General features: G+C 76.3%; 1 protein-coding gene and 1 pseudogene. Both read left to right on the forward strand.

Annotation, left to right across the window (positions count from 1 at the left end):
- Nucleotides 1-380: pseudogene (locus tag SSNG_RS31090) on the forward strand (peptide-N4-asparagine amidase); the annotation flags it as partial.
- Between the two features lie 27 nt (nt 381-407).
- Nucleotides 408-1,409 (forward strand): serine/threonine-protein kinase (locus tag SSNG_RS31095; protein WP_007267914.1); only part of this gene is annotated, 1,002 nt, incomplete at its 3' end.

Here is a 1,409-nt window from a genome sequence, read left to right on the forward strand (position 1 = left end):
GCGACGCCCTCACCGCCACCTGGACCGACGAGGACAGCGTCACCCGCGGCGCCACCACCACCCGCACCGCCCGCACCTACACCATGGACGGCGAGACCACCCTCGGCACGGGCGACCGGCTGCGCACCGTCCTGACCCTCGGCGACCGGGCCGACACCGCCACCCTGCGCGGCGGCCGCCAGACCGGCCGCACCCTCCTCGACGACCGGTACACGGGCGACGCCTCGTACACGGCGAACGTCCCGCGCGACCAGCGGCACGCCGTCGGCACCTCCACCGAGCGCTACCGCCTGTACGGGACGGGCATCAGCGGCGGCTGTTACGACCGTACGGTCTCCAGCGCGCAGGGCACCCTGACGGAGGACCGCCTCCGCTGCTGACGGTGGCGGGGCCTACGATGACCGCCCATGGAGAACAGTGAGGCCGGCAGACGGCTGATCGACGGCCGTTTCGAACTCATCGGCCCCCTGGGCGCCGGAGGCATGGGCACGGTGTGGCGCGCCCGCGACATCGCACTGCACCGCGAGGTCGCCCTCAAGGAGGTGCGCCCGCCGGACCCCGCCACCGCCGCCGCGCAGCCGGACCTCGCCGTGCAGCTGCGCGAGCGGGCCATCCGCGAGGCGCGGGCCCTGGCCCGCCTCGCCCACCCCAACGTGGTGACGATCCACCACATCGTGGAGCCCTCCCCGGGCACCGAAGGCCACCCGTGGATCGTGATGGAGCTGCTCAAGGGCGGCTCCCTGCACGACCGGCTCGCGGCCGGACCCATGCCGCTGCCCGAGGTGGTGCGGCTCGGGCTCGACATCCTCTCCGCGCTGCGCGCCGCGCACGCCGAGGGCGTGCTCCACCGGGACGTCAAGCCGGCCAACGTCCTGCTGCGGCCCGACGGGGCGGGCGTACTGACCGACTTCGGCATCGCCGCCCTGCACGGGGCGACCGCCCTCACCTCCACCGGCGTGCTGATCGGCTCGCCCGAGTACATCGCCCCCGAGCGGTGCCGGGGTGAGGAGGGCCTGGCGGCCTCCGACCTGTGGTCGCTCGGCATGATGCTGTACGTGGCCGCCGAGGGGACGCACCCGCTGCGCCGGGCCACCAGCCTGGCCACCGTCGTCGCCGTCCTCGACGAGCCGATCCCGGCGCCCGTGCGTTCCGGCCCGCTGGGACCCGTACTGGAACGGCTGCTCGTCCGCGATCCGGCCGCGCGGCCCGACGGCGCCGAGCTGGAAACACTGCTCCGCGCCGCGAGCACCGCTCTCGGCGCAGGCGCGGGCGCAGGCGCAGGCGCCGGAGCCGCCGTCCCCGCCGGCGTGCCGGCCTCGACCCCGTTCGCGGGCCCCGGACCGTACGGCCCGCCCCCCGCGGCCTCCGGCACGCGCGCCTTCACTCCCGGCGGCGGGTCCCCGTACGGG

Source organism: Streptomyces sp. C, from assembly GCF_000158895.1.
GTDB classification, from domain to species: Bacteria; Actinomycetota; Actinomycetes; order Streptomycetales; family Streptomycetaceae; genus Streptomyces; species Streptomyces racemochromogenes.